The sequence below is a fragment of the Plantactinospora sp. B6F1 genome, from assembly GCF_040120695.1.
In the GTDB taxonomy this organism is placed as follows: domain Bacteria; phylum Actinomycetota; class Actinomycetes; order Mycobacteriales; family Micromonosporaceae; genus Plantactinospora.
This window is the reverse complement of sequence record NZ_JBEEAC010000087.1, coordinates 1-1,449: the sequence shown is the minus strand read 5'-3', so window position 1 is coordinate 1,449 and position 1,449 is coordinate 1. Positions and strand designations below refer to the sequence as shown.

Annotated in this window: 2 protein-coding genes; both read right to left on the bottom strand. The window is 69.9% G+C overall.

Annotated elements, in window-relative coordinates:
• A partial coding sequence (locus tag ABNF97_RS33885) for an IS3 family transposase (RefSeq protein WP_349341060.1) occupies window positions 1-958 on the bottom strand: 958 nt, incomplete at its 3' end.
• Window positions 955-1,404 (bottom strand): transposase, encoded by a 450-nt coding sequence (locus ABNF97_RS33880; RefSeq protein WP_130464584.1) that lies wholly within the window; start codon window positions 1,402-1,404, stop codon window positions 955-957. The genes ABNF97_RS33885 and ABNF97_RS33880, both read right to left, overlap by 4 nt.
• Between the last annotated feature and the right edge of the window lie 45 nt (window positions 1,405-1,449).

Genomic DNA, 1,449 nt, shown 5'->3' with positions numbered 1-1,449 from the left:
GGCTGCTGTAGGGCCGGTCGAGGTCCGGCTGCCGTGGGAAGCGGTTGGGGTTGGCCGCGTAGGCGGCGTTGAGGACCTCGGCTCGCTGGAGGCGGACCTGGTCGGCAGTGCCGAAGTGCACTGATGCCGGGGTGTGCAGGCCGATGCCGGAGTGCCGGTGTTCGTGGTTGTAGTAGGTGAAGAACTCCTGGCAGAACGCGCGGGCGTCGTGGATGGAGCCGAACCGGTCCGGGAACGCCGGGCAGTGTTTGAGGGTCTTGAACGCCGATTCGGAGTAGGGGTTGTCGTTCGATACTCGTGGGCGGGAGTGGCTGCGGGCGATGCCGAGGTCGGCCAGTAGCACGGCGACGGGCTTGGAGGTCATCGAGGTGCCGCGGTCGGCGTGGACCGCCTTCGGGGCGGCGCCGATACGGGCGATCGCGTCGGCGATGAACTCCTCGGCCAACTCGCCGGACTCTCGTGGCGCGACCTGCCAGCCGACGACGTACCGGCTGTAGATGTCGAGCATCACGTACAGGTCGTAGTAGACGCCCCGGTACGGGCCGTGCAGTTTGGTGATGTCCCAGGTCCACACCTCGTTTGGGGCGTGGGCGACCAGTTCGGGACGCACCCTGGGCGGATGCGCCGCTTGGCGGCGGCGCTCGCGCACCTCACCGTGGGCGCGCAGCAGCCGGTACATGGTCGCCTCGCTGCACAGGTAGGTGCCCTCGTCGAGCAGGGTCGCCCAGATCTGGGCCGGGGCCTTGTCGGCGAAGCGGGGTGAGCGCAACACCGCCAGGACCTGCGCCTGTTCCGCCTCCGACAGTGCGTTGGCCGGTCTGCGCCGCGGCGCCGGCGGCGCCTTCACCGCCGCGGGCTTGGCCTGCCGGTAGTGGGTGGCCCGCGACTTGCCCAGCAGGTCGCAGGCTCGCTTGGTCGAGGTCAACGGCGCCAGTTCGGCGAACGCGTCGTCGATCACCCGCGCCGCCGCCGTTCGGGTGTCGGCTCCGCGCTCTCGGAGAGCAACCCCAAGAGCGCGTGTGCTTTTCCCACCACGTCCAGCGCCGCTTTCGTCCGCGCCAGCTCCGCCTGCAGGCGTTCGTTGTCCCGCCGCAGCCGCTCGTTCTCCGCCTGCTCCGGGCTCTTGCCCGGCCGGCGGCCCGGCCTGGACGCCGGCCCCGCCAAGGCTCCCGCGTCGCGGGCGCGGCGCCACTCGATGATGTGCGAGTGATACAGCCCCTCCCTGCGCAGCAGCGCACCCCGCGCGCCGGCCTCGGACAGGCCGTCGTACTCGGCCACGATCGCCAGCTTGTACTCAGCGGTGAACGTCCGACGCTTCGGCCGATCCGAGCGGGGTGAAGAGGCTGAACTCATCCGCCCATCCTCGCCCAGGCCGATGCCCATGTCAGCGATGCTCAAGGTCACGATCGTTGATGATCCCGTCTCGCCCTACTTCAGAAAATCCGGTTC